Here is a 23,564-nt window from a genome sequence, read left to right on the forward strand (position 1 = left end):
TTAGGGGGAAATCGGCTCGTCCATTGACGTCCGACGGGATCGATGGTTAGCGTCTCTGCCATGCAAGCACCATCCGCGAGTTCAGACTCCGGCGGAGGCGCCGGCGGCGTCCGGGCCCGGGTCCTGGCGGAGCTGCGGGACGCCATCATCCGCGGCGACCATCCGCCGGGCGCCCCGCTGTCGGAGGTGACGCTGGCCGAGACGTACGGGACCAGCCGCACCCCGATCCGCGAGGCGCTCAAGCAGCTCCAGGTCGAGGGGCTGGTGGAGATCCGGTCCCGGGTCGGCACCTTCGTGCGCCGGCCGTCCCGGCGGGAGGTCGTCGAGCTGTTCCAGCTCAAGGAGATGCTGGAGGGCCTGGCGGCCCGGCTGCTGGCGCGCCGCGGGCAGGTGCCGGAGCTGGACAAGCTGCGGCGGAACGTGGCCGAGTCCGAGCTCGCCGTGGCGCGCGGCGACGCCGACGAGTACGCGCGGCTGGTGCACGACTTCCACGGCGTCATCGTCCACGGCGCCGACAACACCCGTCTGCAGAACCACTACCGGTTGCTGATGAACCAGCTGGCCTACCACCGGCTCGTCGTCAGCACCCTGCGCCACCCGGGACGGCTCGGCGCGTCGCTGCACGAGCACCGGATCATCCTGGAGCGCATCTGCGAGAAGGACGGGTTCGGCGCCGAGATGGCGATGCGCGACCACGTCCGGGCCAGCGAACGGGAGGTCATGGCGGACCCCGTGCTCGGTGCGTCCGGCACCCCGGCAGAGAACGGAAAGGAGCCTTGATGCGATTCTCGATCTTCCATGCCCTCGGCGCCCCCGGCAGGCTGGACGCCTACGACCAGGCGATGCGGGAGGCCAGGGAGTTCGCCCGGGCCGCCGACCAGGCCGGATTCTGGTCGATCTGGTACACCGAGCACCACTTCGGCCACGAGGGCTTCGAGATCACCCCGAACCCGGTGCTGATGGGCGTCGACATCGCCGCCCGCACCGAACGCATCCGCATCGGCCAGGCCGCCAACATCATCACGTTCTGGCATCCGCTGCGGCTCGCCGAGGACCTGGCCATGCTCGACCAGCTGTCCGGCGGCCGGGTCGAGGTCGGCGTCGGCCGCGGCCTGTACGGCCGGGAGGCGCTCAACCTCAACGACGCCGCCGACCCCCGCGACCAGGAGCGCAACCGCGCCCTGTTCGAGGAGACCCTGGATGTCATGGTCAAGGCGTGGTCGGGTGACTTCTTCCACCACAAGGGCCGGTTCTACGAGTTCCCCGCGCCGGGGGTGCGGTGGAACCACCCGATGTCACCGGCGACCGACGCCTTCACCGCTGACGGTGTCATCACCAAGATGGCGGTGGTGCCGCGCACACTGCAGCGGCCGCACCCGCCGCTGTGGCAGGTCATCGACACCCCGCGGTCCATCAAGTGGGCGGCGAGCCGGCAGATCCAGGGGCTGTTCTGGCTGCCGCCGGTGTCGGCCCTCAAGGAGCGCTTCGAGCTGTACCGGGCCACCGCCAGCGCCGCGTCCGGCCGCGAGTACGCCCTCGGCGAGGGCATCGGCCTGGTCCGCGACGTCTACGTCGCCGACACCATGGAGCAGGCGCGCGCCGAGTTCGAGGAGGCGCTGCTCACCTCCTATCGGTGGATCACGCACTGGCGCGGCCTGGGCAACCTGATGGAGGCCGGCGAGGAGCTGACCGACGAGCACCGGCTGTCCTTCGACTTCCTGCACCCCCGCAACCTGCTCGTCGGCACCCCCGAATACGTCGCGGAGAAGATCCACGAGCTGCGCAGCGAGCTGAACCTGGAGCACCTGCTGCTGTGGACGACCCATCCCGGGCTCAAGCACGAGCACGCCATGCGCAGCCTCGAGCTGTTCGCCGAGAAGGTCATGCCGCAGTTCACCTCGGGTTCGCCGGCATGACGGCGCCACCGGTCCGCAAGTTCGTCACGACCACCGACGAGATCCTCATCGAGGTGGGCCGCCCGGTGCGCGTCCCGGTGCGCCGGGTCGCCGCCGCCGCGGTCGTCGCCAACCCGTGGGCCGGACGCGGTGTGCTGCCCGACCTCTCCGCCGAGGCCGCCGCGCTGGCACCGGTGCTGGCGACCGAGCTGACCCGCCGGCTGACCGACGCGCTCGGCGGCCCGGAGCGGGTCGAGGCGTTCGGCAAGGGCGCCATCGTGGGCCTGGACGGCGAGATCGAGCACGGCGCCGCCCTCATCCACACGCCCTACTTCGGCAACATCTTCCGCGAGCTGGTCGACGGCACCTCGATCATCGCGTTCGCCGACGACCGCGCCCCGGCCGGGTCCGCGCTGACGGTCCCGGTGTGGCACAAGACCGAAAGCGCCACCCGCTCGCACTACCAGACCGTTCAAATGCGCGTCCCCGACGCGCCCCGGCCCGGCGAGATCGTGGTCGTCGCCGCGGCGGCCGCCGGACCGCGCCCCAACGCGCGCATCGGCGACCGCCGCACCGATCCCCGGGTCACCCTCAAGGATGTGGAGTACGCACGTTGAACGTCCGCAAGATCGTCACCACGGTGGAAGAGGTCCTCACCGAGGGCGGCGAACCGGTCTCGCCGGCCGCCCGGGTCGCCGTGGTGCTGGCCGTCATCGACAACCCGTGGGCCGGGCAAGGCTTCGTGCGCGACCTCGCCCCGGTCATCGACGACGTCGCGCCCCGGCTCGGCGAGCTGCTCGCGCCCCGCGTCGTCGAGGCGCTCGGCACGCCGGTCGAGGCGTACGGCAAGGCGGCCATCGTGGGCCTGGACGGCGAGATCGAGCACGGCTCCGCGCTGATCCACACGCTGAAGTTCGGCGACCACTTCCGCAAGGCGGCCGACGCCACCACGCTGCTGCCGGCCGTGGAGAAGCGCGCCCCCGCCGGGACCGTGTTCGACATCCCGCTCAAGCACGTCACCGACGCCACGACCAGGTCGCACCATCAGACGGTCGAGGCGCGGGTGCCGGACGCCCCGCGCGCCGGCGAGATCGTCATCGGGCTGGCGGCCGCCGCGCAGGGCCGTCCGCAGGCCCGGCTGGCCCCGCTGTCCACGGAACAGTGATCGCGGCCGAGCGGACCGGGGCCGGCACCGACGTCGTGCTGCTGCACGGCGTCGGGTTGGACCGTGCCATGTGGCGGCGGTGCGTGCCCGCGCTCGCCGCCCGGCACCGCGTCACCCTGCTGGACCTGCCCGGTCACGGCGGGTCGGCGCCGGTTGCGCCCGGTACCGGCCTGCCCGACCTGGCCGCCGCCGTCGCCGGGGCGCTGCCCGGCCCGTCGCACGTCGTCGGGTTCTCCCTGGGCGCCCTGATCGCCCAGGAACTGGCGCTGCGCTCCCCCGCGTCGGTGCGGTCGCTGACGCTGGTCAGCGCCGTGGCCGACCGGACGCCCGAGCAGGCCGCGGCGGTCCGGGCCCGGCTGGAGCTGACCCGCCGCGACCCCGCCGCCACCGCCCGCGCCGCCGTGGACCGCTGGTTCGACGACGCCTGGCGGAAGGCCGAACCGGAGCTGGCCGAGGAGGTTCTGCAGACGTTGCTGGCCACCGACCGGGACTCCTACGCGCGCTGCTACGAGATCTTCTGCACCGCCGACCGGGACCTGTGGCCGAGGCTGGGCGGCATCACCGCGCCCACCCTGGCCGTCACCGGGTCCGACGATCCGGGCTCCACCCCGGAGATGAGCCGGAAGATCGCCGCAGCCGTCCCCGGCGCCCGCGCGGTCGTCGTCCCGGGCGTCCGGCATCTGCTGCCGCTGCAGGCCCCCGGCGAACTGGCCGCCCTCATCCTCGAACACACAAGGAGCGTCGACGGTGAACGTCCGATCCCTCACGCGTCATGACCATTACATCGCCGGCGAGTGGGTCCCGCCCGCGGACGGCGAGTACTTCCCCAGCGTCAACCCCGCCACCGGGCAGCCCTGGTACGAGGCGGCCCGCGGCGGCGCCGCCGACGTCGACCGGGCGGTGCGCGCCGCCCGCGCCGCGTTCGAGGCGCCGTCCTGGCGGGACCTCACCCAGACCCAGCGGGGCCGGCTGCTGCGCCGGCTCGGCGACCTCATCGCCGACAACGCCGACCACCTGGCCCGGCAGGAGACCCTCGACAACGGCAAGCTGCTGCGCGAGATGCGCGCCCAGCTCACCGCGCTGCCGGAGTACTACTTCTACTACGCCGGCCTGGCCGACAAGATCCACGGCGATGTCATCCCGTCCAACCAGCGCGCCATCCTCAACTACACGCTGCGCGAGCCGGTCGGCGTCGTCGGCGCGATCACCCCGTGGAACTCCCCGCTGCTGCTGACCACGACCAAGCTGGCCCCGGCCCTGGTCAGCGGGAACACGATCGTCATCAAGCCGTCCGAGCACACCTCCGCTTCCCTGCTGGCCCTGGTGCCGCTGTTCGAGCAGGCCGGGTTCCCGCCCGGCGTGGTCAACGTGGTCACCGGCGACGGCCCGGGCGCCGGCGTCCCGCTGGTGGAGCACCCGCTGGTCGCCAAGGTCAGCTTCACCGGCAGCAGCGCCACGGGCGCGGCCATCGCCCGCAGCTGCGCGGGCCGGTTCGTGAAGACCACCCTGGAACTCGGCGGCAAGTCGCCCAACATCGTGTTCCCCGACGCCGACCTGGAGAGCGCGTCCATGGGCATCGTCGCCGGGATCTTCGCCGCGGCGGGCCAGACCTGCGTGGCGGGCAGCCGCGTCTTCGTGCACCGCGACGTCTACGACGAGGTGCTCAAGCGGGTCGCGGACCGGGCCGCGACCATCCGGATCGGCGACCCGCTCGACCCGCAGACCGAGCTGGGGCCGCTGGCCACCGCCGGGCAGCTCGCCAAGGTGGAGGAGTACGTGCGGATCGGGCAGCAGGACGGCGGCACCGTCCTGTACGGGGGCCGCCGCCCCGACGTGCCCGGCGACGGCTTCTTCTTCGAGCCGACCGTGTTCGTCGACACCCGCAACGACATGCGCATCTGCCGGGAGGAGATCTTCGGCCCGGTGGTGACGGTGATGCCGTTCGCCACCGAGGACGAGGTCGTCGGCCTGGCCAACGACACCGACTTCGGCCTGGCCGCCGGGGTGTGGACGCGCGACCTGGCCCGCGCCCACCGCATGGCCCAGCGGCTCGACGCGGGCACCGTCTGGGTCAACACCTACCGCGCCATGTCGCCGATGTCCCCCCGTGAGGGCTTCGGCGCCAGCGGCATGGGCGTCGAACACGGCACCGAAGCGATCAAGGAGTACACCCGCCTCAAGAGCGTCTGGATCAACACCAGCGAAGAACCGACCGCCGACCCCTTCGTCCTCCGCTCCTAACCCCACATCAGGTGCGCCCGTCCGCCCCGGGCGGGCGCACCCCACCACCAACGCCCCGCCGACCCGTCGGCCGCAATCACGCTCCCGTCGCGTCCCGGAGGACCAACGAGAAAGCGGCCCACTGCGACCGGCTCAACTCAAGCACGGGGCCACCGGGCGCCTTGGAATCACGAATACCGATCCGCTGTCAGCGGCCCCGGCTATCCGGACGCCTTCGCGTTCGGTGCCCTCCTCGACTACCTACAACAGATCGACGAGGGCACCGCGAACGCTCAGGCCCGGTCAGTCACTTCTCCTCGTTCTTGATGGGGTCACCCCTTCGCCTCGAACCAGACCGTGACCCTTCGCCGTTCGTCGTCGCCAACCCTCACGCCCCAGGCGTGGGCCAGCTCGTTCACCAGCAGAAGGCCGCGGCCGGACTCACCCCACTCGTCGCTGTGGCTCATCTGGGGCAGTGTTTCGGAGTCGCCGTCGTCCTGGATCTCCACCCGTGCAAGGTCGGGTGTCCACAGCACGGTCACCCGCACCCCGCCATCCTTCCGGCCGCTTGCGCTGTGCCGGGCGGCGTTGGTGGCGATCTCCGCTGTCATGAGGTCGATGTCATCGAGGTCGAATGCGCCGCCCTCGGTGTCGAGCGCCTCGCGGACGAACCGGCGCACCTCCCGCACGTCCCCCCCCCGCAGTGCCGCCTACGTGGCCGGTCACCACGTGCCCCCACTCGATCACCACCGCACCGCCGCGATCTGGTGCGCGGCCCGCATCGTGCCGTCGGCGTCGGCGCAGTAACCCCCGTCCCACAGGTACGACCACCGTCCCCGGCCGTCCTGCAGCCCGAGCACCGGCATCCGCCGACCCGTCCGCGGCAGCGGCACGAACAGCAGCCCTTCCCCGGTGGTGGGTGCGAGCAGGGACGAACCGCGCCCCAGGCCACGCAGGTCGATCATGAGTTCGGTAAGCACCCTCAGCCGCTCACCGGTCAGTCCGCCTCGCCCGTGCCGCCACATGCCTCCGGCCGGATCGGATGGAGAGCGATTCGGTACATTGCTCACAGGTTCGACTCCTTCCAGTCGAGCTGAGGCCCTGGGACGCGGTGGTGCTGGCACCGGCCCGGGGCCGTTTGCGTTTCGGCTGCGCACGCCCAGCGACAGTGGCAGACTGTAACTTGCCGATCGCACTTCGCATCGGAAAATTACAGATGCAAACTACTGATCACAAGGCTGGTGTCCATGGTCACGAGGAGCGCCCCCACCGTGAAGCGCCGCCGCCTGGCCGGTGAGCTGCGCAAACACCGAGAGGCAGCAGGTCTCACCCTCGAAGAGGTAGCCGAAAGGCTGGAATGGTCTACCGCTAAGGTCAGCCGCATCGAGAACGCTCGTGTCAGCGTCCTTCCGCGCGACGTCAAGCACCTGCTCAACGTGTACGGCGTCGAAGGGGAGGCGCGTGAGGTCCTGCTCGTGCTGGCCCGCGAAGCCAGGCAGAAGGGCTGGTGGCACAGCTACGGGGAAGTCATTCCCACGTGGTTCGAGGTCTATGTCGGGCTGGAGTCCGAAGCCGTGGCCATAGACCAATACGACTCGGAACATGTCCCCGGCCTGCTCCAAACCGCCGACTACGCCCGCGCGATCTTCCAGGCGTTCCTTCTCGATGACGAAGACGAGATCAATAAGCTCGTCGAGGTCCGCATGGCGCGCACCGAACGCCTCACGGCCCCTACCGCGCCCAAATGCTGGGTCGTACTCAATGAAGCCGTCATCCGCCGTCAGGTCGGGGGCGCCCAGGTCATGCGGGCTCAGCTGGCTCACCTATCCGACGTGGCGAAGCTGCCGAACGTCACCCTCCAGGTACTCCCGTTCGGAGCCGGGGCGCATCCCGCGATGAGCGGGTCCTTCTCCATCCTCGGCTTTCCGGAGCCGTCCGATTCCAAGGTGGTCTACATGGAGATGCAGACAGGCGGCCTCTATCTGGAGAAGCCACACGAGATCGAGCGATATACGCTGGCATTCGACCACTTGCGCGCGGCGGCCCTGTGCCCCAGCGACTCCCAGGCGCTCATCGCCCGCGCAGCCGACGAGATGTCGTAACCACCTGGCATTGGAAGGCAAGGAGGAGCGGGAGAACATGCGATTCCCGGACGCTTCCCGCGCCACGTGGCGCAAGAGCTCCAGAAGCAACGGCGCCGGTGGTAACTGCGTCGAGGTCGCCAACCTCGCGGCCGGCATCGGAGTGCGCGACAGCAAGGCCCCCGACTCCGGTCATCTCATCTTCAGTCCGCAGGCATGGGCCGCCTTTCTGGCCCGAGCCCGAGCCGGGCGACACGACCTGTAGCAGGAGCGGACACCCCTAATCAGGGAAGCTCAACAGCAGCAGCGGCGGACGATCCCCCGCGCTGGAGCAGGCGCGGGCCGTCCGCCGGTTCGTGGCCTGCCTGCTGGCGGGCTGCCCAGTCCTTGACGACGTGATCCTCGCCGTGGACGAGATCGTGGTGAACGCGCTCCGCCACACCAAGTCCGGGCAGTGCGGGGGCTCGTTCACCGTCGAGGTCCTGTCCACGGGAGACCGCATCGCGGTGTCCGTCTCCGACCAGGGCGGCCCCGGCGAGCCGACCGCGCGGGACGCCGGCGAGCTCGACGAGACCGGCCGCGGCCTGCGCACCGTGGCGCTCACCGCCACCAGCTGGGGCTGGCACGGCAACGACCAGGGCCGCACCGTGACGGCCGTCTTCACCAGAGGGCTCCCGGCATGACCGCCGCACAGCACGCCCTCCATGAATGGGTACAGCAGCGCGTGCACGCCTGCGTCTCGACCGCTCTGCGCGCCGACCCCGACGCCATCAACGCGGCCGTCACCCATCTCGTCGGGCACCTGGACCCGCACAGCCGACACCTCCTGCGCAACGCCCGCCCCCTGGTGCTGGGCTGCGCAACCGCGCTGATCGCCGTCCTGGAGGCCCACCGCCCGCAGACCGACCCGTCCGGCCGCCAGGTCTGCCGGGCCTGCCGCACCCCCGAGTGCCCGACCCTTCACCGCGTCGCCCAGGTGATGGCCGTCCACGGCTCCCGCCCCATCGTCGTCGACCGCGCGGAAGCCTGGCGGAGGGCCGACGCCTGCCTGTCCCGGGACCGCCACCCGGTCCCCATCGAGATCCGCGAGTTCGAGTACGGATACGTGGCGTGGCCCGCCCACGGCCCGGACGCGAACGGCTTTCTCCTCGTCATCGACCACCACACCGGCGCCCTGACCCGCTGGCCCCGACTCCCCCTGGAGACCCTGGCACTCCAGTACCGGGCCTACCTCGCCGCCCACTCCCCCACCAGAGACCACCCTCCGCAGAAGTGAGCTTCTTCCAACCGGCGTCCGGCCGAAACGGGCGATATACGCTGGCAACGGAAGACAAGGAGGTGCGAGAGAACATGCGATTCCCGGACGCTTCCCGCGCCACGTGGCGCCATCGGGCGTCGATCGTGTCGGACTCGGCGCGCGCTTCCTGACGGAGCAGTGGACCGCCGCCTGCAATGGCGTCGGCGCGAACAGGTCCGGTCACGACATGTTGATCTTCGCCCTTCACCCCTCGGCGGCGGAGAGGCGCTCCAGGAACTGCTCCGCGTCGATGATCTCTATGTCGCAGCCCTGCTCCCGGTATTCCTGGGCCTTGGCGAGCTTGCCGGTCATCGTGGCGCCGGGGGCGAGCCAGCTGGGATCGACTTCGCCCACCACGAGCAGATCGACGGCCTTGCTAATGTTGACGACGGGCTTTGCGCCGAGTGCTGCGAGCCGCTCGCTTGCCTGGCGCTTGGTCATCCCCGGGCTTCCGGTGAAGCAGACGGTCAGGCCGTAGAACGGGTTGTCCGGGTCGGCGTTGGGATCGGCCTCCGGAAACGGTGCACGCCGCCAGCTCCCCCGGTGGCGGCACCCCGTGCGCTGTCCTGCCCGGAACTCCCCCATCTGGATCTTGTAGGCGTCCAGCAGTTCCTCCAGCGTGGGCGCCCCGTGCCGGTACTGCGCGGCGAGCACGATCTGTGCCGCCGCGCGGGCGTCGGACAGCACGTTGTGGTGGTCCAGGTCGATACCGAGGTGGTCGGCGACGACCGGCAGCTTGTAGGACAGCAACTCCGGCCACACCTGACGCGCGAGCACCGCACTGCATGCGAACCGCAGATCGGGGATGTCAATACCGCTCACCTCGCAGGCTCTGGCGAGGAACCGGGTGTCGGCCGGTGCGTAGTGCGCGACGAACGGATCGCCGTCGGCGAACGCCATGATCTGTTTCAACGTCGGCTCCCACCCCGGGGCGTCGGCGACGTCGGCGGCGGTGATGCCGTGGATTCCCACGTTCCACGGGTCGAAGTAGTCGTACCCCTGCGGCGGCCGGATCAGCGATGACCACTCGCCGATGATTCTTCCGTCCGCCACGCGGACGAGCCCAACGGCGCACACGCTGCCGGGGAACGCGTTCGCCGTCTCGAAGTCGATCGCCACCCAACCGGTCATCCATCACTCCTCGCGTGGACCTCAGCGAAAGCAGGACACATAAGACCATGAACCGAAAGCACAGTCAAACGGTTCACTTGGCCGGGGGGAGTGTGTACAGTAGGGCCCACTCCCGCCAGAGCAGCTCCCACAGGAAGCCCGATGCCGCAGCAGACCGAGCAACTCACCGCCGCCGAGATCTCCCGGCTCGCCGGGGTCACCCGCGCGACGGTCAGCAACTGGCGCCGCCGCCACGCGGACTTCCCGCGCCCGAGTGGCGGCACCGAGAGCAGCCCCACCTATGACCGCGCCGAGGTCGAAGCGTGGCTGGCGGCGCGCGGACAGCTGCCCGAGCCCTCCGCCAAGGACGAACTCGCGACCGAGCTGCGCAATCGGCAGGCGGGCACGCCGCTCAACGCGCTGTATCCGATCGTGATCGCGCTGTCCCGCATGGCGCCGGAGGCGGTCGGCGAGCTGGCCGAGCTGCCCGACGCCGCACTCATCCATGAGCTGGACAAGGTCGCCGAGCCGTTCGCCGAAGCGGTGCCGACGGTCGCCGAATGTGAGTTCCGCCCGGATGACGCGGCGCTGTTGCGGAAGGTCGTGACGTGCGTCCGCGAGGAAGGCGCCCTGCCCACGGTCGAACTGATCGGCGGACGGCTCGCACCGGACACGACGGTCCGGGGCTCGTACGCCACCCCGCAGCCGGTGATCGAGCTGATGACCGATCTACTGCCGGACGGCGTCCCGCCACAGGTGCTGGACCCGGCGTGCGGCGCAGGCGGGCTCCTGGCCGCGGCCGCACAGCGCGGAGCAACCCGCCTCTTCGGTCAGGACGTCGTGGCCGAACGGGCGGACCTGGCCGCGGCCCGGCTCGGCGTCCTCGCCCCGGACGCCGCCACGACGATCCGGGCCGGCGACAGCCTGCGCGCCGACGCCTTCCCGGGGCTCGCCGTCGACGCCGTGTTGTGCAACCCGCCCTTCGCCGACCGGTCATGGGGCCACGACGAGCTCTCCTACGACCCGCGATGGGTCTACGGTCTCCCGCCGAAGCTGGAATCGGAACTGGCGTGGGTGCAGCACTGCCTCGCGCACCTGAAGCCGGACGGCATCGCGGTGATGCTGATGCCGCCCGGAGTGGCCGAGCGTCCCTCCGGGCGGCGCATCCGGGCGGAACTGGCGCGCAACGGCGCAATACGAGCCGTCATCTCGCTGGCGCCCGGTGCGGCTCCCCCATTCAACGTGGGGTTGCACCTGTGGGTGCTGCGGCGCCCGGACCCGGCTCGCCCGGCGGCAGACCCCGTCCTGTTCGTGGACGCTTCGCAAGCGGACGGCTGGGACGCCGTACGGGCCGCGGTGCTTGACGCATGGCGTTCGTTCGCCGCCGCCCCGGACGACTTCGAGCCGGTGCCGGGGGTCGCCCGGGCCGTGCCCGTGCTCGACCTGATGCGCGCGGAGATGGATTTGACCCCCGTCCGGCATGTCCGCGCGGTGGCGCCGGTCGTCACGCCCGGCGACTTCGCGGCGACGGTGAACCGGCGGCGCGCGGAGCTGCGCCGAGCCGCGGAAGCCCTGCTCGCGAGCGACGACGCGGACTGGCCCGCGGCCGGGGACGAGCCGGTGACGTGGCGGACGGTGACCGTCGGCGACCTGCTGCGCGGCAACGCGCTGGCGATGGAACGCGCGGTGACCGGGTCGCAGAAGACGGGCGAGCCCGCGGACGGCAGCGGAGCGCGGGTGATGTCGGCACAGGACGTCACGAACGGCGGCGCCCCGTCCAAGAACCAGGCCGACTACAACTTCCTGTCGCCGGTCCTCCTGAAGGAAGGGGACGTCCTGCTTCCGGAGACCATCGGCGGCGGGGTGCGCGCCCGCGTCGTCGGCCCGGAGGAAGCCGGCAGCATGCTCGGCCCGCACGTGCTGCTGTTCCGCCCGGACCCGTCACGGCTGGATTCTTGGTTCCTCGCCGGGTTCCTGTCGGCCGAGGAGAACGTGCACGGCGCCGCCACGGGAACATCGATCATCCGCATCCAACCCCGCAGGTTGCGCGTCCCACTCATGCCATTGGACGAACAACGCGCGTACGGGAGGGCGTTCAAACGAATCGCCGCACTGAGGCGAGCGGCCGAGATCGCGGGCCGCCTGGCCGAGGAGACCGCACGCGAGCTGACCACCGGCCTCACCGCCGGAGCACTCGCCCCGCCGGGTCATGACCCTGGCAATTCCCGCGCGCACACCCCCGCGAAGCGCAACCATTGATTAACCCGCCCCACGGAACCGGAAGGAACCCGTTGGACACCGCCAAGTTCTCGGAGCTGACTAACCGAGCCTGGTCCGTCGCGGACCTGCTGCGCGGCGACTACAAGCAGTCCGACTACGGCAAGGTCATCCTGCCGTTCACCGTGCTGCGGCGTCTGGAGTGCGTCCTTGAGCCGACCCGCGAGCAAGTCCGAGAGACCTACGAGCAGCGCAAGAACGAGAACATCGACCTGGAACGCTTCCTCCGCAGGGCCTCGGGGCACCGGTTCTACAACATCAGCAAGTACACGCTGAAGCAGATCGCCGGCGACCCGTCGCAGTGCGCCAGGCACCTGCAGGCCTACATCGGAGCGTTCTCCCCCAACGCCCGCGAGGTGCTGGAGAAGTACGAGTTCGCCCAGCAGATCAAGAAGCTTGACGGCGCGAACCTGCTCTACCTGGTCGTCGGACGCTTCGCAGACCTGGACCTGCGGCCGGAGGTGGTGGACAACCACCTGATGGGCTACGTCTTCGAAGACTTGATCCGGAAGTTCGCCGAAGCGTCCAACGAGACGGCCGGTGAGCACTTCACCCCGCGCGAGGTCATCAAGCTGATGGTGAACCTCCTGCTGGCACCCGACCATGATGTCCTGTCGCAGCCGGGCACCGTCCGCGAGATCCTGGACCCGGCCTGCGGGACGGGCGGGATGCTCAGCATTGCCGAAGAGTACATCCGCGAGCACAACAAGTTCGCGAACGTGAAGGTGTACGGGCAGGAGCTCAACCCCGAGTCCTGGGCGATCTGCCGCTCCGACCTGATGATCAAGGACCAGGACCCGGACAACATCGTCCACGGCAATTCGTTCACCAACGACGGCCACAAGGGCAAGACCTTCCACTACATGCTCGCCAACCCGCCGTTCGGAGTGGATTGGAAGAAGTACAAGAGCGAGGTCGAGTGGGAGCACGAGAATTTGGGGTTCAACGGCCGCTTCGGCGCCGGGCTCCCCCGCTCTTCCGACGGTTCGCTCCTGTTCCTCCAGCACATGATCTCGAAGATGCGGCCGGTGGACCGGGACGGCTGCCGCATCGCCATCGTCTTCAACGGCTCGCCGCTGTTCACCGGCGCGGCCGGCTCGGGCGAGTCGGAGATCCGCCGCTGGATCCTGGAGAAGGACTGGCTTGAGGCGATCGTCGCCCTGCCGGACCAGCTCTTCTACAACACCGGCATCTCTACGTACTTCTGGATCCTCACCAACCGCAAGGACCCCGACCACCGGGGCAAGGTCATCCTGTTGGACGCCCGCGAGCACTGGGCCAAGATGCGCAAGTCCCTGGGCGACAAGCGCAAGTACATCACCGACGAGCAGATCTCCGAGCTCACCCAGCTCTACGGCGAGGCCCTCCAGGTCGCCGCCGACCCCGAGCACCCGCTGCACGGCAAGGTCAAGGTCTTCCGCAATGAGGACTTCGGCTACCGCCGCATCACGGTGGAGCGCCCGCTGAAGCTCCGCTTTGAGATCACCGAAGCCACGCTCGACGCCATCCGCGACTCGGCCAAGCTCGCCAAGCATGTGGACACGGACGCGATGGCCGACGCCCTCAAGCCGCTCGTGGGCAAAACCTGGAGCAAGAAGCTCGACGCCTACGACGCGCTCCGCGCGGCCATGGCCGAGGCCGGCGTCCTGTGGCCCAGCAAGCAGCCGTTCCTGAAAGAGCTGCGCGACATCATCGGTGTCCGCGACCCCGAAGGCGAGGTCCAACTCAAGAAAGGCGAGCCCGAGCCAGACCCTGACCTGCGCGACTACGAGAACGTCCCGCTGGACGAGGACATCCACGAGTACCTGCGCCGGGAGGTCCTCCCCCACGTCCCCGACGCCTGGATCGACGAGACGAAGACGAAGATCGGCTACGAGATCCCCTTCACCCGCCACTTCTACGTCTACCAGCCGCCCCGCCCCCTGGCCGAGATCGACGCCGAGCTCAAGGCCCTCGAAGCCGAAATCCAAACCCTCCTCTCCGAGGTGACCGAGTGACCACGGCATTTACCATCGATATAAGCGTTCTCGATGCCGCCCCTCGCCACTGGGAACGGCGCCCCCTTTGGACGATTCTTCAGAGAAGAGAAAATTCCAATCATCCCCAAGAGCAACTTCTTTCCGTATACCGCGACCACGGCATAGTCCCCAAGTCCACCCGCGACGATAATTACAACAAACCCAGCGAGGATCTGAGCGCCTACCTACTTGTCGAACCAGGAGACCTTGTTCTCAATAAAATGAAGACATGGCAAGGATCTCTTGCCGTATCAAAGTATCGCGGAATAGTGAGCCCTGCATATTATGTATGCAAACTAACGGGCGAAGTTTATTCTAGATATATTCACCACATCCTGCGAAGCTGGCCATACATTCACATCTATCAATCACTCTCCAAGGGAATTCGTCCAAACCAATGGGACTTGCCTTTTGACGAGTTTCGAGCGATCCCAATACTACTTCCTCCCTTGGAGGAGCAGCGACGCATCGCCGACTTCCTCGACGCCGAGACCGCCCGCATCGATTCACTCCTCCAGGAACGAGACAAACAAAGATCCGCTCTGGCCGAGCGCGAGGTGTCCATCATCGCAAGCGTACTAAGTGGAGGGGCAAGTGCAGACACAGGCAAGTCCACCGGATGGCCTTGGCTGCCATACATTCCCACAGATTGGTCAGTAGGTCCCGTCTATGCCTACTATGCCACCGACCTCGGGAAGATGCTAAATAAGGAACGGAGCTCCGGGCCAAATAAAAAGCCTTATCTACGGAACGCAAATATCCACTGGTACGAGATTGACATCAGCGACGTCGCTACAATGACCTTCGAGCCGGAGGATTATCACAGGTATCTTCTACAGCCGGGGGACTTGCTAGTGTGCGAAGGCGGCGCCGGTATTGCCGAGGCAGCCGTGTGGGATGGACGCATCCAAGAATGCTTCTACCAAAAGTCTCTCCATCGCGTTCGCAGCATTAGTCATCTTCCCGTCGAATGGCTCATGTACTGGCTTAAACTTGCAAAGTACGTGGGACTATTCACAGCCGAAGGAAACATCGCAACCATTCCTCACCTCACAGGGGAACAACTTCGGAGCTATCGCATACCAATCCCATCGAATGGCAATCAATTGGCAGCGAGAATCACCAAACAAATCACCCATATCAAAGAGATTGATACTTCGCTTAAGCGAGCTCAAGAGTTGCTGCAAGAGCGGCGGAGGGCGTTGATTACGGCGGCGGTTACCGGGGAGTTCGATGTGTCCACGGCGAGTGGGCGCGGAATAGAGGACTAGATCATGGCGGTGCACCAGGAGAAGGTCTTCGTAGACCACATCGTGGCCCACCTGACGGAGAACGACAGGTGGGAGCTGGGGTCGCCGGGGGACTACCGGCCCGAGCTGGCGCTGGACCCCGTCCAGCTGTTCGCCTTCATCGAGGCGACGCAGCCGCAGGAGTGGGACGAGCTGCTCAACTACTACGGGGGTGACGCGGAGGCGGCCCGGCTCGGGTTCGCCAAGCGGCTCGGGCAGGCGATCGAGACCGATGGGCTGCCGGATGTCCTGCGCAAGGGCGTCAAGGACCGGGGCGTGCGCCTCAAGGTCGCCTTCTTCAAGCCGTCCCTCGTGCTCTCCGAGGACGTCCTGCACGACTACTACGCCAACCGGCTGACCGTCGTGCGGGAGCTGGAGTACGCCACCAAGCACACTGGGAGGGGCAATCGGCTTGACCTGACGCTCTTCCTCAACGGCATCCCGGTGGCGACCGCCGAGGTGAAGAACACCTTCACCGGGCAGGGGGTCGAAGAGGCCAAGCAGCAGTACCGCGCCGACCGCGACTGGTCGGAGCCGATCTTCGCCAAGCGGGTGGTGGCGAACTTCGCCGTAGACCCGCACCTGGTGTTCGTCGCGCCGGAGCTGCGCGGAAAGACGACCCGCTTCCTGCCGTTCAACCAGGGGTCCGAGGGGCCGGGCAACTCCGGCGGGAAGGGCAACCCCGCGCCGGCGCCCGGCAAGTACGCGACCTCCTACCTGTGGGAGGAGGTCTGGCAGTCGGACAACTGGCTCGACCTGCTCGAACGGTTCGTCCACCTGCACCGGGAGAAGGTCCCCGGCGGCCGGACCACCAAGCGGTTGGTCTTCCCCCGGTACCACCAGTGGGACGCCGTCCGGAAGCTGACCGCGCACGCCGCGCGGCACGGCGCCGGCCGCAACTACCTGGTGATGCACTCGGCCGGGTCTGGCAAGTCCAACACGATCGCGTGGCTGGCGCACCGGCTGACCTCGCTGCACACGCCCACCGATCCGGCCGAGCTGGCGCCGGGGGCGGCCGAGCGCGGGGTGAAGCCGGGCGAACCGGTGTTCGACAAGACCATTATCATCACCGACCGGACGAACCTTGACGGTCAGCTGCGCGAGACCGTGGGCAGCTTCGAGCAGACGCACGGGCTCGTGGTGAAGATCGACGGTAGCGACGGGTCGAAGTCGTCGCAGCTCGCGCAGGCGCTGTCCAGCGCCAGCGGGAAGATCGTGACCGTCACGCTGCAGACCTTCCCGGCGCTGGTGGACTACCTGCAGGCCAACCCGGTCGAGATCCAGGGCCGCCGGTTCGCCGTCATCGTGGACGAGGCGCACTCGTCGCAGTCCGGCGATGCGGCGACCGCCGTCCGCAAGGTGCTGCGCGGCCTCGGCCTGGACGCCGACGACGACGAGCAGGGCGCCGCGTCGGCCGCCAAGGGCGACACCGACGCCAGGCTCGAGCAGCTCGCCGCCGAGCGCGGCCAGGCCGCCAACCTGTCCTACTTCGCGTTCACCGCCACGCCGAAGGCCAAGACGCTGGAGCTGTTCGGCGACCTGCGCGAGGACGGCAAGTACTGGCCGTTCCACACCTACTCGATGCGCCAGGCCATCGACGAGGGCTTCATCCTCGATCCGCTGCGCAACTACGTCACCTACAAGACGTTCTGGAAGCTGGTCAGCAGGGACGCCAATGACGTCGAGGTGGACCCGGCCAAGGCCAACCCGATGCTCACCCAGTTCGCGTTGCTGCACGACTCGACCGTGGTGCAGCACGCACAGGTCATCGTGGAGCACTTCCGTTCCCAGGCGAGCGGCCGTCTCGGCGGGCGCGCCAAGGCCATGGTGGTCACCGCGTCCCGGCTCGCGGCGGTGAAGATGTCCCGCGCCATCAAGCAGTACATCGCCGACCACCGCTATGACATCGGCGTCCTGGTGGCGTTCTCCGGGACGTTGGACGTGGACGGCGAGGAGACCACCGAGGCTCAGGAGAACGGCATCTCCGAGAAGGAGCTGCCGAAGGCGTTCGCCTACACCCGCAAGGACGACAACGCCGTCAAGGCGGGCGGCAGGGGCAGGCCCGAGTACCGCATCCTGGTCGTCGCGGAGAAGTACCAGACCGGGTTCGACCAGCCGCTTTTGACGACGATGTACGTCAACAAGAAGCTGCACGGCATCGCGGCCGTCCAGACGCTGTCGCGGCTGAACCGCACCGCGGAGCGCAAGTCGCAGGCCGACCTGGCCGTTCTCGACTTCGTCAACGAGGCCGACGCCATCCAGGAGGCGTTCCGGCCGTTCTACGAGGACGCCGCGGCTCTGCCGTCCGACCCGAACATGCTCTACCAGGCGCAGAGCCGGGTCATGCGCGCGGAAATCCTGTTCGACGCCGAGATGCAGGAGTTCATGAAGGTCTACCTGCGTGCCGAGGGCGACCCGTCCGCCTGGGAGAAGGCGCAGCCGGAGCTGTACCGGCTGATCGAGCCGGCCGTGAGGCGGCACGCCGAGTTGCTGTTCGGCGACGACGAAGACGACTGGCAGCGTGCCGAGGACTTCCGCGCCGACCTGAACGACTTCTGCCGCAAGTACGCCTTCCTCGCGCAGATCATCCCCTACCGCGACGCCGATCTGGAGCGGCTGTACCGGTACGGCCGGTACCTGCTGACCCGGCTGGAGCGCCGCCGAGACGGAAGCGTCGACATCGGCGAGATCGATATGACGCACATCCGGTTGGAGAAGACCGGCGAGCACGATGCGAGCCTGTCCCCGGACGGTGAGAAGGCGGAGCTGAAGAGCTTCGGGGACGGCCAGGGAGGCGCCAAGGAGCCGGAGAAGTCCCCGCTGTCGGAGATCATCCAGCGGTTCAACGAGCGGTTCGGCACCCAGTGGACCGAGCAGGATGTGATCAAGCCGTTCAACGAGACGGTGGCCGACGAGCGGGTGCAGCTCGCGGCCGTGGCGACGCCGGACGATGAAGCGTTCGCGCCCGTCTTCGACGAGGTGTTCGAGGACAAGATGGCCGAGCACTTCGACTCGCAGGCCGAGCTGGGCCGCCGGTACTTCGACAAGAATGACGGCGACTTCCGGTCCCGGCTCAACAGCGAGATGCGCCGGGCGGCGTGGAACATGATCCGGCGTAACGCGGGCCTGTCGAAGACGGCCTGACCGGGGAGCCCATTGCGATGGACGCAAGATCACCCACGCTGCCACACTTGTGACAAGGCCAGTCAAGTCGGCAGCGTCCAGGCAGTGACGCGGGGATCGGAGCCGCCCACGGTGATCGGCGAACGGTATGAGCTGGTCGAGAAGCTCACGCCCGGCGGAATGGGGCAGGTCTGGCGCGGATACGACACCGTGCTGGACCGCCCGGTCGCGGTGAAGCAGATCCTCAGGGACAGGCTCGACACTCCCGAACAGGCCATGATGCTCGCCGAGCGGTTCCGCCGCGAGGCACGCGTCACGGCGCGCATCAACCATCCGGGCGTCCCGCAGGTCTACGACGCGGTACTCGACGACGAGTCGGCGGTGAACCTGTACCTGGTGATGGAGCTGGTGTCCGGGACGACGCTCAAGGCGTTCGTCCGGCCCGACCATCCGCTACCCGTCGCGTGGGCCGCGTCGGTGATCGCGCAGGTGTGCACGGTGCTGTCGTACGCGCACGCCATCCCGGCCGTCCACCGGGACATCAAGCCGGGCAACATCATGGTCGCCGACGACGGCACCGTGAAGCTGCTGGACTTCGGTGTCGCGGCGATCCTGCGCAGCGACGTCACGCGGCTGACCGAGGAGGGCACGTACGTCGGCACCCTCCGCTACATGGCTCCCGAGCAGCTCAAGAGCGCCCAGCTCAGCCCGCGGACCGATCTTTACGCGGTGGGCTGCGTCCTGTACGAGCTGCTGGTCGGCGAACCGTTCAATAAGGGCGCCACGCCGCCGCAGCAGATGTACCAGCAGTTGCACGAGAAGCCGACGCCGGTGCGCCGGCTTCGGCCGGACGTGCCCGAACCGCTGGAACGGCTCGTCCTGCAACTGATGCAGAAGAACCCCGAGCAGCGTCCCGCCGACGCGCAGGAGGTGTACGAGCGGCTGCTGCCGTTCCTGCCCGACCGCGGCGAGACCGGTGTCGCTCCGGGTGAGCTGCCGCCGGACGACGTCCCCGACCCGACCCGCCCCTACCGGACGCCGCTGGCTCCGCTGGCACGCACCCGCGCCGCCGAACCCGAGACGCTCCCCCCGACGCGGACGCAGCCGATGCCGGTCACCGACCCGAGCGGGGTGCGCGACGCGATCGAGGCGGCGTTCGCCGAGGCGGAGCGGCTGCTGGACGGCGAACGGTTCAGCCAGGCGGCCGAAGTCTTGGAGGCCGCCGTGGACCGGGCCGCGCCGGTCGTCGGCCCGGAGAACCCGCGCGTGCTGGAGCTGCGCAAGTACCGGGCCGTCGCGCTGTTCCTCGGGGAGAACTACCGGCGGGCCGCACCGGAGTTCGACCGGCTGGCCGCCGCGTACGCCCGCACCCGGGGCCCGCTCGACGAGGATGCGCTGGCCTGCCGCCGCCAGGCCGCGTTCAGCCGGGCGCAGCTCGGCGAGTCGACGACGGCGCTGCGGCAGTTCCGCGAGGTGTTGGACGGCTACCGCATGGCGCTGGGCGACGGCGCTGACGAGGTGCTGGCGATCCGCAGGGACATCATCATGCTGATGCTGGCCGAGCAGCGGATCGACGAGGTTCTACCGCTGCTCAGCGAGCTGCACCAGGACATGCTCGTACTCAAAGGCCCCGACGACCCGGACACCGCCGAACTCGCCGCCCTCCTCAACCACCTGCAAGAGACCGACGAGCGCCCCGCGACCACCTAGCCCCGCCGACCCGTCGGCCGCATCACGCTCCCGACGCCCGGACGACCGCGAGAAAGCGAGCCCACTGCCCCCGAGCCAACTCAAGGATGGGACCACCGGGCGCCTTGGAGTCCCGGATGCCGATGGTTCCATCGTTGGCGCGGGCCACCTCGACGCAATCACCGTTCGGCTCACTGTGTCGCGACTTGCGCCAGTGGAGGTACTTCATGATGACTCTCCGGACACGTCCCGGACGACCGTGATGAGGCGCGCCCACTGCGACCGAGTCAACTCAAGAACGACACCGCCGGGCGCCTTGGAATCACGGACACCGACGGTTCCATCGGTGCCCCTGGCCACCTCCACACAGTCCCCATTAGGAACGCTGCGGCTCGACTTCCGCCAGTGCGTGTACTTCACGCTCATGCCTCGGTCGCCTCGCGAACGGCCGCGACGAAGCGCGCCCACTGCGACCGGCTCAACTCAAGCACGGCGCCGCCGGGCGCCTTGGAGTCACGGACACCGATCATCCCGTCAGCGGCCCTAGCCACCTCCACGCACTCTCCGTTGGGACGGCTGCGGCTGGCCTTACGCCAGTGCTGGTACTTCGCGATCATGTTGGGGATTCCATCCCGTCGTCCAGTTCCTCTGCAACCTGAGTGAGGAAGGCCAAGCTCTTCGCCGGGGACAGGGCGATCCTCCTCAGCAGGTCGTAGTCTCCGGTATACCGTGCCACTTCCCGTCGTTCGGTGAATACGAGATCAGTGGTAGCAGTGTCAACCACAGCCATTGGTGGGTCTGCCTTCTCCGGGAAGGTGTAGAGCCAGAACGAGGTCGGAGGCATGAAGCCCCCTCGGCGGTAGGCGTTGTAACGCAGCACCCGCAGGGTGATGCGCGGCTCCGATGAGACAACTCCGACCAGGTGCCGGAGCTGGGCACGCATCACCTCGCGAGGCACACCGAGCCGATAGATCATGCACTCGTCGAGCACGGCCTCATAGGTGGGGCCCTCCGGGCTGAGGAGGTGCTGCTGGCGCCGCAGTCGGGCTTCGATCATGCGTTCGGGGCGGTATTCGAGGGGACCGGAAGCCCGATCTATCTCGATCAAGGCGTCAATGAACTCCCGGGTCTGCAAGACAGCGGGGATAGCGATCTGGTTGTAGCTGCGGATGGTCTTGGCGCCGGACTCCAGGTCGGCGTAGAGGCGCTGGCGGGGGCCCATGGTGTTGCCGATCTTGTCCCACCAGTGCTTGACGGACGCGGCGTGGGCGAGCTCGAAGACCTTCTTGTATTCCCGCCCCGTGACGTCGAGGGCCTTGAGAATGCTGACGACCTCGCCGAGGTCGGGGCGGATCTGGGCGTTCTCCAGTTTGGAGATCTTGGTGCGGTTGCAGTAGATGAGGCGGCCCAGCTCGTCGGTGGTGAGGCCGCGTTCCTCACGCAGCCGGCGGAGCTCTTTGGCGAGGCGGTGGCGTCGAACGTAAGGGCTGGTCATCGGCGACCTCCCGGGGGACTTGCGGACGCACCAGCACGCTGAGCACGCCCGATTACCGACGGTGCATGGATGCCAACGTTATGCGCTCGCCGATTCCCGCGATCGTCGAATGGCCGAATTCGGACACCGAACGTGCGTGCGCATCTGGAACGTTCTGCTTCCGCACGTTCCGAGGCGGCATGCAGCAATCGGCCGCCCGGCCGGAGAGTGACGGGCAGTTCACCTCTACCGATCGTGATGGCGTGTGAGCATTGGGCCACCGCGCAGGTGGCGCCCACCCGCTTCCCGACGAGACCAAGCCCCGCGAGGTGCGCATGCTTTCGACAATCCCCACGAACACGGTCACCGCGCCGCTCTACTGGCGGCGGACGTTCCCCGGCGCGCTGGAGCAGGCGCGGGCCGTCCGCCGGTTCGTGGCCTGCCTGCTGGCGGGCTGCCCAGTCCTTGACGACGTGATCCTCGCCGTGGACGAGATCGTGGTGAACGCGCTCCGCCACACCAAGTCCGGGCAGTGCGGGGGCTCGTTCACCGTCGAAGTCCTTTCCACGGGTGACCGCATCGCGGTGTCCGTCGCCGACCAGGGCGGTCCCGGTGAGCCGGCCGCGCGGGACGCCGGCGAGCTCGACGAGACCGGTCGCGGCCTGCGCACCGTGGCGCTCACCGCCACCAGCTGGGGCTGGCACGGCAACGACCGGGGCCGCACCGTGACGGCCGTCTTCACCAGAGGGCTGCCGGCATGACCGCCCCACACCACGCCCTTCACGCGTGGGTACAGCAGCGCGTGCACGCCTGCGTCTCCACCGCTCTGCGCGCCGACCCCGACGCCATCAACACGGCCGTCACCCATCTCATCGGGCACCTGGACCCGCACAGCCGACACTTCCTGCGCAACGCCCGCCCCCTCGTGCTGGGCTGCGCGACCGCGCTGATCGCCGTCCTGGAAGCCCACCGCCCGCAGACCGACCCGTCCGGCCGCCAGGTCTGCCGGGCCTGCCGCACCCCCGAGTGCCCGACCCTTCACCGCGTCGCCCAGGTGATGGCCGTCCAGGGCTCCCGCCCCCTCGCCATCGACCGCGCGGAAGCCTGGCGGAGGGCCGACGCCTGCCTGTCCCGGGACCGCCACCCGGTCCCCATCGAGATCCGCGAGTTCGAGTACGGATACGTGGCGTGGCCCGTCCACGGCCCGGACGCGAACGGCCCTCTCCTCGTCATCGACCGCCACACCGGCGCCCTGACCCGCTGGCCCAGACTCTCCCTGGAGACCCTGGCACTCCAGTACCGCGCCTACCTCGCCGCCCACTCCCCCACCAGAGACCGTCCCTTGGAGTGAACTTCCCTTTCTGACCGGTGTCCGGCCGAAAACGAGCGATATACGCTGGCAACGGAAGACAAGGAGGTGCGGGAGAACATGCGATTCCCGGACGCTTCCCGCGCCACGTGGCGCAAGAGCTCCAGAAGCAACGGCGCCGGTGGTGACTGCGTCGAGGTCGCCAACCTCGCGGCTGGCATCGGAGTGCGCGACAGCAAGGCCCCCGACTCCGGCCACCTCGTCTTCAGCCCGCAGGCATGGGCCGCCTTCGTGGCCCGAGCACGAGCCGGACGACACGACCTTTGACGCGCTCCTCGGCCTGGGTAGTACATCGAGCGGCAAACCGGCGCGTCCGACCCCACTGAGCGTGAACCCACCGAGAGCCGATCCGCCTTGACGGCGAATCGGCTCTCCCTGCCCCGCTATGCGCAAAGGTCCGTTTCACCCCAGCCTGAAAACCGGGGCACTGCGGACACCCCCGATCAGGGAAGCTCAGCGGCGGCAATCCACCGCGTCGCGCGCCCGGCGTCAACACCGTGTCCGCTGCCGCCGGGCAGGCCGTTGCGCGGACACTGCGTCCGGTGTCCGCGCGCTGT

27 protein-coding genes are annotated in these 23,564 nt (G+C 68.6%); 19 read left to right on the forward strand and 8 right to left on the reverse strand.

From position 1 onward, the window contains the following. The first annotated feature begins 60 nt into the window (after positions 1-60). Genes QSK22_RS28565 through QSK22_RS28590 form a run of 6 tightly spaced genes read left to right on the forward strand, consistent with a single transcriptional unit; the run spans position 61 to position 5,301 of the window. Positions 61-780: a GntR family transcriptional regulator gene (locus QSK22_RS28565; RefSeq protein ID WP_285497525.1), complete on the forward strand. Its 720-nt coding sequence runs from the start codon at positions 61-63 to the stop codon at positions 778-780. Then, positions 780-1,916, forward strand: a complete 1,137-nt coding sequence (locus tag QSK22_RS28570) for an LLM class flavin-dependent oxidoreductase (RefSeq protein WP_285497526.1) — start codon at positions 780-782, stop codon at positions 1,914-1,916. Before QSK22_RS28565 ends, QSK22_RS28570 begins: the two co-directional genes overlap by 1 nt. Then, the gene (locus QSK22_RS28575; protein WP_285497527.1) at positions 1,913-2,512 is read left to right on the forward strand and encodes an amino acid synthesis family protein; all 600 of its coding nucleotides are present in this window, start codon (positions 1,913-1,915) and stop codon (positions 2,510-2,512) included. The genes QSK22_RS28570 and QSK22_RS28575 overlap by 4 nt, the downstream gene beginning before the upstream one ends. After that, positions 2,509-3,060: an amino acid synthesis family protein gene (locus QSK22_RS28580; protein WP_285497528.1), complete on the forward strand. Its 552-nt coding sequence runs from the start codon at positions 2,509-2,511 to the stop codon at positions 3,058-3,060. Before QSK22_RS28575 ends, QSK22_RS28580 begins: the two co-directional genes overlap by 4 nt. Continuing rightward, the gene (locus QSK22_RS28585; RefSeq protein ID WP_285497529.1) at positions 3,057-3,836 is read left to right on the forward strand and encodes an alpha/beta fold hydrolase; all 780 of its coding nucleotides are present in this window, start codon (positions 3,057-3,059) and stop codon (positions 3,834-3,836) included. The genes QSK22_RS28580 and QSK22_RS28585 overlap by 4 nt, the downstream gene beginning before the upstream one ends. Then, positions 3,808-5,301, forward strand: a complete 1,494-nt coding sequence (locus QSK22_RS28590) for an aldehyde dehydrogenase (protein ID WP_285497530.1) — start codon at positions 3,808-3,810, stop codon at positions 5,299-5,301. Before QSK22_RS28585 ends, QSK22_RS28590 begins: the two co-directional genes overlap by 29 nt. 76 nt (positions 5,302-5,377) lie before the next feature. Here QSK22_RS28590 and QSK22_RS33875 read toward each other — a convergent pair whose 3' ends face one another. The 3 genes from QSK22_RS33875 to QSK22_RS28600 form a co-directional block, all read right to left on the reverse strand. After that, complete coding sequence (locus QSK22_RS33875) at positions 5,378-5,482, reverse strand: DUF397 domain-containing protein (protein ID WP_352231498.1); 105 nt, start codon at positions 5,480-5,482, stop codon at positions 5,378-5,380. 130 nt (positions 5,483-5,612) lie between these two features. Then, complete coding sequence (locus QSK22_RS28595) at positions 5,613-5,969, reverse strand: ATP-binding protein (protein ID WP_285497531.1); 357 nt, start codon at positions 5,967-5,969, stop codon at positions 5,613-5,615. Between the two features lie 54 nt (positions 5,970-6,023). Then, on the reverse strand, positions 6,024-6,245 hold the full coding sequence (locus tag QSK22_RS28600) for a hypothetical protein (RefSeq protein ID WP_285497532.1): 222 nt from the start codon (positions 6,243-6,245) through the stop codon (positions 6,024-6,026). 306 nt (positions 6,246-6,551) lie between these two features. On the opposite strand from QSK22_RS28600, the gene QSK22_RS28605 reads away from it, so the two are divergent. The 4 genes from QSK22_RS28605 to QSK22_RS28620 all read left to right on the forward strand — a co-directional run bounded on the left by QSK22_RS28605 (position 6,552) and on the right by QSK22_RS28620 (position 8,637). Beyond that, entirely contained in the window at positions 6,552-7,382 is an 831-nt protein-coding gene (locus tag QSK22_RS28605; RefSeq protein WP_285497533.1) for a helix-turn-helix domain-containing protein, read from the forward strand. Between the two features lie 10 nt (positions 7,383-7,392). Beyond that, the gene (locus QSK22_RS28610) at positions 7,393-7,626 is read left to right on the forward strand and encodes a DUF397 domain-containing protein (RefSeq protein ID WP_425549610.1); all 234 of its coding nucleotides are present in this window, start codon (positions 7,393-7,395) and stop codon (positions 7,624-7,626) included. Positions 7,627-7,687: 61 nt separating this feature from the next. Next, positions 7,688-8,044 (forward strand): ATP-binding protein, encoded by a 357-nt coding sequence (locus tag QSK22_RS28615; protein WP_285497578.1) that lies wholly within the window; start codon positions 7,688-7,690, stop codon positions 8,042-8,044. Beyond that, positions 8,041-8,637 (forward strand): SUKH-4 family immunity protein, encoded by a 597-nt coding sequence (locus tag QSK22_RS28620; RefSeq protein WP_285497534.1) that lies wholly within the window; start codon positions 8,041-8,043, stop codon positions 8,635-8,637. The genes QSK22_RS28615 and QSK22_RS28620 overlap by 4 nt, the downstream gene beginning before the upstream one ends. 225 nt (positions 8,638-8,862) lie before the next feature. Here QSK22_RS28620 and QSK22_RS28625 read toward each other — a convergent pair whose 3' ends face one another. After that, positions 8,863-9,777 (reverse strand): exonuclease domain-containing protein, encoded by a 915-nt coding sequence (locus tag QSK22_RS28625; RefSeq protein WP_285497535.1) that lies wholly within the window; start codon positions 9,775-9,777, stop codon positions 8,863-8,865. 153 nt (positions 9,778-9,930) lie between these two features. Between QSK22_RS28625 and QSK22_RS28630 the strand changes: the two genes are divergently transcribed. From QSK22_RS28630 to QSK22_RS28650, 5 genes are all read left to right on the forward strand, one after another. Beyond that, a complete protein-coding gene (locus QSK22_RS28630; RefSeq protein ID WP_285497536.1) occupies positions 9,931-12,027 on the forward strand; it encodes an N-6 DNA methylase in 2,097 nt (698 codons plus the stop codon). Positions 12,028-12,059: 32 nt separating this feature from the next. Beyond that, a complete protein-coding gene (locus QSK22_RS28635) occupies positions 12,060-14,042 on the forward strand; it encodes a type I restriction-modification system subunit M (RefSeq protein WP_285497537.1) in 1,983 nt (660 codons plus the stop codon). Then, positions 14,039-15,334 (forward strand): restriction endonuclease subunit S, encoded by a 1,296-nt coding sequence (locus QSK22_RS28640; protein WP_285497538.1) that lies wholly within the window; start codon positions 14,039-14,041, stop codon positions 15,332-15,334. Before QSK22_RS28635 ends, QSK22_RS28640 begins: the two co-directional genes overlap by 4 nt. 3 nt (positions 15,335-15,337) lie before the next feature. Next, on the forward strand, positions 15,338-18,496 hold the full coding sequence (locus QSK22_RS28645; RefSeq protein WP_285497539.1) for a type I restriction endonuclease subunit R: 3,159 nt from the start codon (positions 15,338-15,340) through the stop codon (positions 18,494-18,496). Positions 18,497-18,580: 84 nt separating this feature from the next. Then, positions 18,581-20,185: a serine/threonine-protein kinase gene (locus QSK22_RS28650; protein WP_285497540.1), complete on the forward strand. Its 1,605-nt coding sequence runs from the start codon at positions 18,581-18,583 to the stop codon at positions 20,183-20,185. Positions 20,186-20,207: 22 nt separating this feature from the next. On the opposite strand, the gene QSK22_RS28655 is transcribed toward QSK22_RS28650, so the two are convergent. From QSK22_RS28655 to QSK22_RS28670, 4 genes are read right to left on the reverse strand one after another with little or no spacing between them, the layout of a single operon-like run. Continuing rightward, positions 20,208-20,393 (reverse strand): DUF397 domain-containing protein, encoded by a 186-nt coding sequence (locus QSK22_RS28655; RefSeq protein ID WP_285497541.1) that lies wholly within the window; start codon positions 20,391-20,393, stop codon positions 20,208-20,210. Further along, the gene (locus tag QSK22_RS28660) at positions 20,390-20,590 is read right to left on the reverse strand and encodes a DUF397 domain-containing protein (protein WP_285497542.1); all 201 of its coding nucleotides are present in this window, start codon (positions 20,588-20,590) and stop codon (positions 20,390-20,392) included. The genes QSK22_RS28655 and QSK22_RS28660 overlap by 4 nt, the downstream gene beginning before the upstream one ends. Then, positions 20,587-20,781, reverse strand: a complete 195-nt coding sequence (locus QSK22_RS28665) for a DUF397 domain-containing protein (protein ID WP_285497543.1) — start codon at positions 20,779-20,781, stop codon at positions 20,587-20,589. The genes QSK22_RS28660 and QSK22_RS28665 overlap by 4 nt, the downstream gene beginning before the upstream one ends. Beyond that, positions 20,778-21,659: a helix-turn-helix domain-containing protein gene (locus QSK22_RS28670; RefSeq protein WP_285497544.1), complete on the reverse strand. Its 882-nt coding sequence runs from the start codon at positions 21,657-21,659 to the stop codon at positions 20,778-20,780. Before QSK22_RS28670 ends, QSK22_RS28665 begins: the two co-directional genes overlap by 4 nt. A gap of 65 nt (positions 21,660-21,724) precedes the next feature. On the opposite strand from QSK22_RS28670, the gene QSK22_RS28675 reads away from it, so the two are divergent. The 4 genes from QSK22_RS28675 to QSK22_RS28690 all read left to right on the forward strand — a co-directional run bounded on the left by QSK22_RS28675 (position 21,725) and on the right by QSK22_RS28690 (position 23,274). Beyond that, the gene (locus QSK22_RS28675) at positions 21,725-21,907 is read left to right on the forward strand and encodes a hypothetical protein (RefSeq protein WP_285497545.1); all 183 of its coding nucleotides are present in this window, start codon (positions 21,725-21,727) and stop codon (positions 21,905-21,907) included. A gap of 66 nt (positions 21,908-21,973) precedes the next feature. Then, complete coding sequence (locus QSK22_RS28680) at positions 21,974-22,399, forward strand: ATP-binding protein (RefSeq protein ID WP_285497546.1); 426 nt, start codon at positions 21,974-21,976, stop codon at positions 22,397-22,399. Beyond that, positions 22,396-22,989: an SUKH-4 family immunity protein gene (locus tag QSK22_RS28685; RefSeq protein WP_285497547.1), complete on the forward strand. Its 594-nt coding sequence runs from the start codon at positions 22,396-22,398 to the stop codon at positions 22,987-22,989. The genes QSK22_RS28680 and QSK22_RS28685 overlap by 4 nt, the downstream gene beginning before the upstream one ends. A gap of 78 nt (positions 22,990-23,067) precedes the next feature. After that, entirely contained in the window at positions 23,068-23,274 is a 207-nt protein-coding gene (locus QSK22_RS28690; RefSeq protein ID WP_285497548.1) for a DUF397 domain-containing protein, read from the forward strand. Positions 23,275-23,564 lie beyond the last annotated feature (290 nt).

Origin of the sequence: Actinomadura sp. NBRC 104425 (assembly GCF_030269545.1) — a bacterium.
GTDB lineage: Bacteria > Actinomycetota > Actinomycetes > Streptosporangiales > Streptosporangiaceae > Spirillospora > Spirillospora keratinilytica.

What these genes read in the sequence shown, in the direction of transcription:
- QSK22_RS28565 (WP_285497525.1), top strand. Translation starts at nt 61, where the DNA reads ATGCAAGCACCATCCGCGAGTTCAGACTCCGGCGGAGGCGCCGGCGGC.
- QSK22_RS28570 (WP_285497526.1), top strand. Translation starts at nt 780, where the DNA reads ATGCGATTCTCGATCTTCCATGCCCTCGGCGCCCCCGGCAGGCTGGAC.
- QSK22_RS28575 (WP_285497527.1), top strand. Translation starts at nt 1,913, where the DNA reads ATGACGGCGCCACCGGTCCGCAAGTTCGTCACGACCACCGACGAGATC.
- QSK22_RS28600 (WP_285497532.1), bottom strand. Translation starts at nt 6,245, where the DNA reads ATGATCGACCTGCGTGGCCTGGGGCGCGGTTCGTCCCTGCTCGCACCC.
- QSK22_RS28620 (WP_285497534.1), top strand. Translation starts at nt 8,041, where the DNA reads ATGACCGCCGCACAGCACGCCCTCCATGAATGGGTACAGCAGCGCGTG.
- QSK22_RS28630 (WP_285497536.1), top strand. Translation starts at nt 9,931, where the DNA reads ATGCCGCAGCAGACCGAGCAACTCACCGCCGCCGAGATCTCCCGGCTC.
- QSK22_RS28645 (WP_285497539.1), top strand. Translation starts at nt 15,338, where the DNA reads ATGGCGGTGCACCAGGAGAAGGTCTTCGTAGACCACATCGTGGCCCAC.
- QSK22_RS28655 (WP_285497541.1), bottom strand. Translation starts at nt 20,393, where the DNA reads ATGAAGTACCTCCACTGGCGCAAGTCGCGACACAGTGAGCCGAACGGT.
- QSK22_RS28660 (WP_285497542.1), bottom strand. Translation starts at nt 20,590, where the DNA reads ATGAGCGTGAAGTACACGCACTGGCGGAAGTCGAGCCGCAGCGTTCCT.
- QSK22_RS28665 (WP_285497543.1), bottom strand. Translation starts at nt 20,781, where the DNA reads ATGATCGCGAAGTACCAGCACTGGCGTAAGGCCAGCCGCAGCCGTCCC.
- QSK22_RS28670 (WP_285497544.1), bottom strand. Translation starts at nt 21,659, where the DNA reads ATGACCAGCCCTTACGTTCGACGCCACCGCCTCGCCAAAGAGCTCCGC.
- QSK22_RS28675 (WP_285497545.1), top strand. Translation starts at nt 21,725, where the DNA reads ATGGATGCCAACGTTATGCGCTCGCCGATTCCCGCGATCGTCGAATGG.
- QSK22_RS28680 (WP_285497546.1), top strand. Translation starts at nt 21,974, where the DNA reads ATGCTTTCGACAATCCCCACGAACACGGTCACCGCGCCGCTCTACTGG.
- QSK22_RS28685 (WP_285497547.1), top strand. Translation starts at nt 22,396, where the DNA reads ATGACCGCCCCACACCACGCCCTTCACGCGTGGGTACAGCAGCGCGTG.
- QSK22_RS28690 (WP_285497548.1), top strand. Translation starts at nt 23,068, where the DNA reads ATGCGATTCCCGGACGCTTCCCGCGCCACGTGGCGCAAGAGCTCCAGA.